9 protein-coding genes are annotated in these 7,685 nt (G+C 55.9%); 3 read left to right on the top strand and 6 right to left on the bottom strand.

Annotated features, from left to right (window positions below; translation table 11 throughout):
* Nucleotides 1-57: 57 nt before the first annotated feature.
* The 3 genes from ACQ4WO_RS08385 to ACQ4WO_RS08395 are packed head-to-tail and all read right to left on the bottom strand — an operon-like array spanning nucleotide 58 to nucleotide 1,768.
* Nucleotides 58-720: a DUF799 domain-containing protein gene (locus tag ACQ4WO_RS08385; protein WP_436481012.1), complete on the bottom strand. Its 663-nt coding sequence runs from the start codon at nucleotides 718-720 to the stop codon at nucleotides 58-60.
* Nucleotides 717-1,076 carry a DUF4810 domain-containing protein gene (locus tag ACQ4WO_RS08390; RefSeq protein WP_205602385.1) on the bottom strand — a complete coding sequence of 120 codons (360 nt, stop codon included), beginning with the start codon at nucleotides 1,074-1,076 and terminating at the stop codon, nucleotides 717-719. The genes ACQ4WO_RS08385 and ACQ4WO_RS08390 overlap by 4 nt, the downstream gene beginning before the upstream one ends.
* A 17-nt stretch (nucleotides 1,077-1,093) precedes the next feature.
* Nucleotides 1,094-1,768: a CsgG/HfaB family protein gene (locus tag ACQ4WO_RS08395; protein WP_128139521.1), complete on the bottom strand. Its 675-nt coding sequence runs from the start codon at nucleotides 1,766-1,768 to the stop codon at nucleotides 1,094-1,096.
* Nucleotides 1,769-2,026: 258 nt separating this feature from the next.
* Here ACQ4WO_RS08395 and ACQ4WO_RS08400 point away from each other — a divergent pair, with 258 nt between their 5' ends.
* Nucleotides 2,027-3,226, top strand: coding sequence for a YbfB/YjiJ family MFS transporter (locus ACQ4WO_RS08400; RefSeq protein WP_436481013.1), 1,200 nt, complete (start codon nucleotides 2,027-2,029; stop codon nucleotides 3,224-3,226).
* Nucleotides 3,227-3,249: 23 nt separating this feature from the next.
* On the opposite strand, the gene ACQ4WO_RS08405 is transcribed toward ACQ4WO_RS08400, so the two are convergent.
* A complete protein-coding gene (locus ACQ4WO_RS08405; protein WP_436481014.1) occupies nucleotides 3,250-3,609 on the bottom strand; it encodes a cupin domain-containing protein in 360 nt (119 codons plus the stop codon).
* Between the two features lie 228 nt (nucleotides 3,610-3,837).
* Here ACQ4WO_RS08405 and ACQ4WO_RS08410 point away from each other — a divergent pair, with 228 nt between their 5' ends.
* On the top strand, nucleotides 3,838-4,371 hold the full coding sequence (locus ACQ4WO_RS08410) for an ankyrin repeat domain-containing protein (protein ID WP_436481015.1): 534 nt from the start codon (nucleotides 3,838-3,840) through the stop codon (nucleotides 4,369-4,371).
* Nucleotides 4,372-5,189: 818 nt separating this feature from the next.
* A complete protein-coding gene (locus tag ACQ4WO_RS08415) occupies nucleotides 5,190-6,053 on the top strand; it encodes a transposase (RefSeq protein WP_436481016.1) in 864 nt (287 codons plus the stop codon).
* 421 nt (nucleotides 6,054-6,474) lie between these two features.
* Here ACQ4WO_RS08415 and ACQ4WO_RS08420 read toward each other — a convergent pair whose 3' ends face one another.
* Nucleotides 6,475-6,822, bottom strand: a complete 348-nt coding sequence (locus ACQ4WO_RS08420; RefSeq protein ID WP_436481017.1) for a hypothetical protein — start codon at nucleotides 6,820-6,822, stop codon at nucleotides 6,475-6,477.
* Between the two features lie 2 nt (nucleotides 6,823-6,824).
* Nucleotides 6,825-7,685 (bottom strand): hypothetical protein, encoded by an 861-nt coding sequence (locus tag ACQ4WO_RS08425; RefSeq protein WP_436481018.1) that lies wholly within the window; start codon nucleotides 7,683-7,685, stop codon nucleotides 6,825-6,827.

Below are 7,685 nucleotides of genomic sequence, written 5' to 3' on the forward strand. Positions count from 1 at the left end.
TTCGGGCGTTGAAGGCCATGCGGCAGGCCCGGCAAAGCGCCGGGCCTGGTAATACAATTACTGCGCCAGGTAGCGTTCCGAACGAGGACCGTACAGCAGGCCGTTCGGCACGCCGGCCGACAGCAGCCGCGCATTCGCCGTACCGGCGATAGGATGACTGGCATCGGTGCTGGTGTTGATGATCTGCTTGACCGCCGCCGTCACCAGGGCGCCGATCAGGCCGCCACCGCTGTTATTGTTGCCTTCATTGCTAGATGCGCTGGCCGCGCCCTGCCACAGCAAGGTGCCCGTCTTCAGGTCGACCAGCTTGGCATCGACCGACACCACCGTCACGCTGTCGATCACGGCGTACGTCGTGCCGTACTTGGAGATCGTCACGTACAGGCCCGCATCGGCGCCAAAGATCTCGTTGAGCTTTTTCGCATCGACGCCGTGGATATCGGCGGCGTTCGTCAAGCCGTTCTGCTTGAAGGTTTCACCGACCACGGCCACCGGCAGCACGTAGTAGCCCGCTTCGGCCAGCGGATACGTCACTTGTGCGTAGACGCTGTTGCCGGCATTGACTTCCGGCGAGTTGTTCAACGGTGGCAAGACCACGATCGAACGGGGCTTGGCCGCCTTGAATGCGGTGTAATCGTATGCCGCCTGCTTGGTGGCGCAACCCACCATGAAGATGGCGGGGCCCAGGCACAGGGCCATTTTCAACATGCGCGACATCATAATTTCTCGCCTTTTTTCAATTTACCCAACAGGAAGTCCATGTACGGCGTCGATTCCGGGAAAAGTTTTTTCTCGTCTTCGAATTGCGCGGCGACCTGCTCCGGCTTGCCGGCGATCGAGTACAACATGCCCAGGTGGGCATGGAAGCCCGGCGGCGCATGATTGCCTTTCGCAGCGATCACTTGCAGGTCTTTTTCCATGGCGGCCATCTGCTGCTCCGGACTTTCGCCTTTCAGGTATTCGTACACTTGCGGCTGGTAGCCTTCCCATTGGTACAGGGTCTTCGACTGCGTGGCGCAACCGGTCAGGGCGGCACAGGCGAGCATGGCCAGCAGGGCGGCGCCCTTGTTCATCATTGTTTTCATGGGATACCTTATTGTTTGCGCAATGCGCCCGCTTCGACGCCGGCCACCAGGCGCTCGACCGCTTCGCGCATGGCCAGGTCCAGGACTTTGCCGTTGAGGGTGGCGTCATAGCTGGCGGTGCCGCCAAAACCCAGCACTTCACGGTTCGACAGGCTGTATTCGCCGGCGCCGCCGGCCGAAAACACGACTTCAGACGTAGCGATGTTGACAACGTTCAAGGTGACCTTGGCATACGCCACTTGCGTCTTGCCGCGGCCCATGATGCCAAACAATTGCTTGTCGCCCACTTCCTTGCGGCCGAATTCGGTCACGTCGCCCGTGACGACGAAGTCCGCGCCCTTGATGTTCTGGCCTTGTTTCTTGAAGTCGGCTTCCTGCTTGAGCTCGGCCATGTTGTCGCGGTCGAGGACGTTGAAACGGTTGGACGTCTGCAGGTGCGCAATCAGGATCGTTTTCGACTGGCTGCCCAGGCGATCGACGCCATCAGAAAAGATGCCGCGCATGAAGCTGGAACGGTTGTCGAACTTGCCGACAGCGATCAGGGTACGTGGACCAACGTAAGGTCGGGCCGCGCTGGCCACTGTGGGAACAGCCACGGCTTGCGACGATTCGGAAGCGCAGCCAGCCAACGCCGCACCAATCAGCGCTGCAATCAACAACGCGCCAGGTTTATTCTTGTTCATAGTGCCCTTAAGATATGGAGGATCAGGAGCAACCCGCAAAATTGAATTTTGGCAAGTTAATTTCCTAATTGCAATTATATGAGATTGCATGTCTCACAATTCTCTCCAAAAGTAACGATGACAAAGATTGCATTGTTGCCTGCCACATACAAGTGCGGCCCGTCTTGACTTCCCACGCCCAATTCATTAACTTGGTAGCAAAAAAGCGTGCCGCCAGCGCCACCGTACGCTTTCCCCTACCAGGATGGGTCTCAGGCCATGCCGACACACGATCGTTCTCCGTCCCATCCGCTGTTCACCGCGCTGGCGCTGTCGCTGGGCGCCGCCGTCGCTCTGGGCCTGTCGCGCTTTTCCTATGGCTTGCTGCTGCCGCCCATGCGCGACGACCTGGGCTGGTCCTACCTGCTGGCCGGGGCCATGAACACCTTCAATGCGCTCGGCTATTTTCTCGGCGCCCTGGCCACGCCGGCGCTGATGCGCCGCCTTGGCGTGTGGCGCCTGCTGATCGCCGGTTCCGTGCTGGCCAGCATCTTCATGCTGATGTCGGGCCTGGTCAGCAGCACGACCACCCTGTTCCTGCAACGCGTGTGCGCAGGCGTTGCCAGCGCCTTCATTTTCATCGCCGGCGGCGTGCTGGCGGCGCGGCTCGGCTCCATGCATAGCCAGCGCGCCGGCTTCTACATCGGCCTGTATTACGGTGGCACGGGTTTTGGTATTGCGCTGTCGGCCCTGCTGGTGCCGGCAGCATTGGCCGCCGCGCAAGACCACGGCGCCGCGCATGCCTGGCAATGGCCGTGGCTGGCCTTGGGCATCGCCTGCCTGGCCGCCACCGCCGTCATGGCCGTGCCGGCGAAGGCGATCGGCGAAGCGCCGCGCGCCCTCGATACGCCGCGGCGCTTCGCCTGGCGCGACTTTGCCCCCAGTCTGGCCGGCTACTTCATGTTTGGCGTCGGCTACATCGGCTACATGACCTTCGTCATCGCCCTGCTCAAGCAGCAAGGCATGAGCGCCACCCTGATCACCGTGTTCTACACCTTGTTGGGGCTGGCGGTGGTGGCGTCGTCGCGCATCTGGGCGCGCATGCTGGACCGCTACAAGGGCGGCGAATCGCTGGCGATATTGAATGGCGTGCTGGGCGCAGTCACCATCCTGCCCGCACTGACGAGCTTTGCGCCCGTCGTGTTCATTTCGGGCCTCGTCTTCGGCGCCGTGTTCCTGTCGGTGGTGGCGTCGACCACGGCCCTCGTGCGGCATAACCTGCCACCGCAATCCTGGACGGCCGGCATCAGTGCCTACACGACGGTATTCGCGCTGGGCCAGATCGTTGGCCCCATCGTCGTCGGCTGGATCGCCGACGGCCCCGCCGGACTGGAACGGGGCTTGATCGCCTCGGCCCTCGCCCTCTTCATCGGCGCCGCATTGGCATCGCGGCAAAAGGCGCTGGCGGCGGGCGCGTGAGCGGCTGTCTTCAGTTGCCGCCCTTATTGCGGTTTGGCATACCTTGCGACACCGGTGACATCGAACAGGACACAACGCTGGTTTCCAACCACCCAGGCATCATGTCCCGGTGGCATATAGAAGACGTCACCCGGTCCATATTCCATCTCTGCGCCATCATTCATCCGTACCACCATCCGCCCCTCGAGGACCATGCCGGTATGCGCGGCCTGGCACGAATCCGTTCCCGCAATCGGTTTGACATGCAGGCTCCAGCGCCAGCCGGGCTCAAATTCGCCGCGCCCCATGGTCTGTTCGCCTAGCGTAAAGACAGCCATCCGGCCTGCCCCGTCCTTGAATGGGCGCACTTCGTCCGGCGTATCCATGGATTTCTTTTCTAACATTGCACTCATGACTCGTCCCCCCTTTGGATTTTCTGGAAGTATTAAATTTCCGAATCGGAATAACTGAAATGATATATAAAACACATCATTTTCCAATATAGTTTAATAATGGAAATTTACAAGCAGAGCACCTTGTTGTATTTACCTCAAGTGGGAAGCCGGACTCGTACAATTGACACTTCCCTGCCACTACTTCAATATCCATTTAACCTTCGCAGAAAGAACACGATGAACACCGAAGCACGAAACCTCCCGCCAACGATGGATGCCGAAACCCTGGAATTCATCCAGGGCCTGTTTGCCCTCGTGCGCGAAGGCGACACGCAGCAACTGGGCGCCATGGTCACGCAAGGCGTGCCGGTCAACTTCCGCAACGAGAAAGGCGACAGCCTGATCATGCTGGCCAGCTACCATGGCCACCTGGAGACATCGCGCCTGCTGCTCGAAGCAGGCGCCGACGCCAACGTCCCCAACGACCAGGGCCAGACACCGCTGGCCGGCGTGGCATACAAAGGCTACCAGGACATCGCCGAGCTACTGCTCAAGCACGGCGCGAATGTGGAAGGCGCCAGCCCGGACGGCAAGACACCATTGATGATGGCCGCCATGTTCAACCGCCTGGCCATCCTCGACCTGCTGCTGCAACACGGCGCCCGCATTGATGCCGTGGATAGCCGCGGCATGAACGCCGTCAAGCTGGCCAAGAGCATGAATGCGCAGGAGACGCTGGTTCGGTTGATCAGCTTGGGGCAGATGGCATAGCCGATGCAGGTATCGCCAGTAGTTTGCGACGGCTACTAGGCAAAAAAACCTAATAGCCAGAGCTTAGCTGTTTCATTGACCCGGCATTAGCCTACGGTTCTGGACGGGAGATTATTCCCACTCGATGGTCAACGAGGTGGCTAAGCGATTGATTTTTCAGTGATTTCCAAACCATTCAGTAACCGATACCCTCACCGGATTTATCTATGGTTGCCGCTTGGTTGCGGCCGGGATGAGCGAAACTAGTCCGCTCGCGCATACCTGTCACCAGATGCTTCTGGGCGATGACGCCTTCGTTTCGGCACATCAGCAATCGCAGCGTTCCGATGCATACAAAGATACGCCAAGGCAGCAGCGCCGCGCTGTCGCGCTATCACTAGCGCAATACAAAGCCCTCTATAGCAACAGAGACGAGGCAATGGCACGCGCCTATCTCTCAACCGCTTTTACCATGTCCCACATCGCCGCCGCTTTTCACGTCTCAAGCAGGACAGTCAGTCGGGCCATATCGACATTTAGTAAAACGCAAGCTGCTGCAGATCGAGACGACTAAGGCTGAGATCGTGTACGAATGCCGGACCTGACCCCGGCCTCGCTTGACCCCGGCCTCGCTCCGCATCTGATCTATGGTGTGATCCATACTGGCAAGCCCTTTGATGCGCATTATTTCAGGAGGCGGGGTCAGGTCCGCCATTCCGACACGGCCCCAACGGAGGCGGGGTCAGGTCCGCCATTCCGACACGGCCCCAACCATACCCAACCTAAAACCTCTGCGCAATCTCAGTGCCAATGCCTACGGCTCAGATATCCTGTACCGTATGACGCGACCACTACGACTTGAGTTTGCCGGTGCTCTCTACCACGTTACTTCGCGCGGCGACCGGCGTAGCGCAATTTATCGGGACGATACTGATCGCCTTGCTTGGCAAGAAGTATTAGAACATGTATGTGGACGGCACCATTTTATCGTGCACAGTTTCTGCCAGATGAGCAATCATTATCATCTTCTCGTTGAAACGGTTGAGGCAAATCTGTCGCAAGGCATGCGCCAACTCAATGGCGTTTATACCCAGCATTTCAATCGACGCCACAAGCTTGTCGGGCACGTATTGCAAGGCCGCTACAAAGCCATCTTGGTGCAGAAAGAAAATTATCTGTTGGAATTAGCCCGCTACATCGTCTTGAATCCAGTCCGGGCGCACATGGTGGCATCACCCGACGACTGGTACTGGAGCAGCCATCACTACGTTTTGGACGACACAGCGTCTCCATGCTGGTTGACGCGTGACTGGCTCTTAAGCCAGTTTGGCACCACGCGCGAAGAGGCGGTCGCCAACTATTCTCGGTTTGTCGCGGCTGGGATGGGCGAAACTAGTCCGCTCGCGCATACCTGCCACCAGATGCTTCTGGGCGATGACGCCTTCGTTTCGGCACATCAGCAATCGCAGCTTTCCGATGCATTCAAAGATACGCCAAGGCAGCAGCGCCGCGCTGTCGCGCTATCACTAGCGCAATACAAAGCCCTCTATAGCAACAGAGACGAGGCAATGGCACGCGCCTATCTCTCAACCGCTTTTACCATGTCCCACATCGCCGCCGCTTTTCACGTCTCAAGCAGGACAGTCAGTCGGGCCGTATCGACATTTAGTAAAACGCAAGCTGCTGCAGATCGAGACGAATAAGGCTGAGATCGTGTACGAATGCCGGACCTGACCCCGGCCTCGTTTAGTAAAACGCAACCTGCTGCAGATCGAGACGACTAAGGCTGAGATCGTGTACGAATGCCGGACCTGACCCCGGCCTCGCGGCCTCCTGACGGCCAAGGCTGAGATCGTGTACGAATGCTGGACCTGACCCCGGCCTCGCGGCCTCGCGGCCTCGCGCAGATCGAGACAACTAAGGCTGAGATCGTGTACGGATGCCGGACCTGACCCCGGCCTCGCTCCGCATCTGATCTATGGTGTGATCCATACTGGCAAGCCCTTTGATGCGCATTATTTGGCAAAAGGGCTTGCCATTCAAGACGGTATCTGACCCTGGCCCTCTGCCATGCACTTCTCTCGGAACAGTAAATTTCCACTTGCACCATTTGCGTATTTATTCTTAGCTAACCATCAACGTTAATCCACGGCTAATAGCATGCTCAGTTTCTTCAACAATCTTTCTAATATTAACTAAAAAACCTTCAGGAAGGTCAATATTGGAATTTTCACTAATCCAATATTGCTCAAAAATATTCATCTCATCTTTAAATAGGACTAGATCATTACCAGACAACGCAAGTCCCTCTTCAGAATCTGCCTTTTCCGTCAACGTGGAAATAATTGGCAACTCCAGCTTACGGCCAATTGACTCCCAATACATTTCAATTGTGACTGCGGACCCCAAATACAAATCAAGCAATAAATCATCCGAGGATGAATCATTACAAATATAGATTTGATAAGCCATTATCATAAATCCTTTTTAGGCAATATAAATACATTATTTTTCCCCAATATTTTTTTGGACTCCAAGATAAGATTATTAAATCTCTCACTATTTCCGGCCTCATAATAAACTTGCGCCGTCGTCCCTCGTGCTTTTGCTTCGCTCTTCAGCGCTTCCAACGCTTTCTTAGTTCGTTCAAATACTACATCGTTTGCATTCTTCCCTGGCCCACCCACTTGAATCAACTCACCATTTTTACCAAAAACATCTACCCCAGATACAACTTGGCCATCTCGATAAATTGGAGTGTCCTCAATTACTAAGTTGCCATTTGGACCAATTCGAGATGTTTGAGCAGAACGCCCTCCAGTTATCTCTGCAACCTGCAGCTCCCGTTCAAGTGCTGTTAATTTTCTTGGCCCTAAACCTAAAGTAGATCCGATATCACCATTAGATGTTGCAATATAATCAGGAATTAACTTGGCATCGCTTGTGACTATCTTATTTGTCCCTTGCGAAAAACCTCCGACCTTTACTGAAGAAGCACCTGTATTCTCTGCCGCATAAGAAATTAATCCCGTACGCTCAGCATACTTAAAAACAGCCTCACCAATCGCTGGCGCCATTGACTTTGCGCCAATGACCAAACCATCATATATATACCTTCCACCTGCAGCAATACCACCCAGCGCTTTGCCGATCACAAAATCAGTCGCAACCATCTCCACGCCATCGCGTAAATTGGCGGCCTGAGTATAGTGATAAGTTCCAGCACGATAATCCGGAATTGCCTGCAGCATCGACTCATTTTTCGATATCGCATGTGGCAGCTTATTATGATCGTAGATGACTCTATTGCCATATGCAATAGCTTCATTTGTCAA

The organism is Janthinobacterium aestuarii, assembly GCF_051380835.1.
Taxonomy (GTDB): Bacteria; Pseudomonadota; Gammaproteobacteria; order Burkholderiales; family Burkholderiaceae_D; genus Janthinobacterium; species Janthinobacterium aestuarii.

What these genes read in the sequence shown, in the direction of transcription:
- ACQ4WO_RS08385 (WP_436481012.1), bottom strand. Translation starts at nt 720, where the DNA reads ATGATGTCGCGCATGTTGAAAATGGCCCTGTGCCTGGGCCCCGCCATC.
- ACQ4WO_RS08390 (WP_205602385.1), bottom strand. Translation starts at nt 1,076, where the DNA reads ATGATGAACAAGGGCGCCGCCCTGCTGGCCATGCTCGCCTGTGCCGCC.
- ACQ4WO_RS08395 (WP_128139521.1), bottom strand. Translation starts at nt 1,768, where the DNA reads ATGAACAAGAATAAACCTGGCGCGTTGTTGATTGCAGCGCTGATTGGT.
- ACQ4WO_RS08400 (WP_436481013.1), top strand. Translation starts at nt 2,027, where the DNA reads ATGCCGACACACGATCGTTCTCCGTCCCATCCGCTGTTCACCGCGCTG.
- ACQ4WO_RS08405 (WP_436481014.1), bottom strand. Translation starts at nt 3,609, where the DNA reads ATGTTAGAAAAGAAATCCATGGATACGCCGGACGAAGTGCGCCCATTC.
- ACQ4WO_RS08410 (WP_436481015.1), top strand. Translation starts at nt 3,838, where the DNA reads ATGAACACCGAAGCACGAAACCTCCCGCCAACGATGGATGCCGAAACC.
- ACQ4WO_RS08415 (WP_436481016.1), top strand. Translation starts at nt 5,190, where the DNA reads ATGACGCGACCACTACGACTTGAGTTTGCCGGTGCTCTCTACCACGTT.
- ACQ4WO_RS08420 (WP_436481017.1), bottom strand. Translation starts at nt 6,822, where the DNA reads ATGGCTTATCAAATCTATATTTGTAATGATTCATCCTCGGATGATTTA.